The sequence below is a fragment of the Mesorhizobium sp. P5_C1 genome, assembly GCF_054049815.1.
This window is the reverse complement of record NZ_JBFULQ010001408.1, coordinates 1-536: the sequence shown is the minus strand read 5'-3', so window position 1 is coordinate 536 and position 536 is coordinate 1. Positions and strand designations below refer to the sequence as shown.

The 536-nt window shown below is 55.6% G+C and carries 1 protein-coding gene; it reads right to left on the bottom strand.

What is annotated here, in order from left to right:
- On the bottom strand, nucleotides 1–536 hold a 536-nt coding region (locus tag ACXJ7R_RS36070; RefSeq protein ID WP_457155938.1), incomplete at both ends, for a sulfotransferase family protein.

Sequence of the window (536 nt, the reverse complement as noted above, 5' to 3'; positions counted from 1 at the left end):
CAGTAATCCTTCATATGGGAGAAAGTATCGCGACAGGTGCCGCGAATGATATTCGGCATCGAGCACGTGCCTGAGCCACAAAAGAAGCGATTTCGGCAGCGCAATTTTGTCTCGCCGCTGCAGCGAATGTGCGACCTCAAGAGGATTTCGCACCGGCAGAAAAGCGACAGGGCTCACATTCATCTCGGCCAAGATCGACGATATAAATGGAACGAATCTGCATATCCGGGGGTCCTTGATAACGATTAAGGGTGCGTCGCCGAACTCGTCGATGAGCAGCGCCTTTATCTTCTGACGATGCCGCTCTGCTGCCTCTGAGCGTATCCATTGTGGGTTGAATTGACGCCAGTCATGCCAGCAAGAGCCTGCCGATGCGAGCAGTTCGTCATGCGCGGTGACAAGGAGCAAACTCTCGAAGAATCCGCGCGGATTGGAGGCATTCGACGGCAACAGAGTTTTCGGCCCGACAGCTCCCAGTGTGTTGACAAGGCCGCCAAGCGCCGAGGTCCCGCTCCGGTGCATTCCAAGGACAAGGA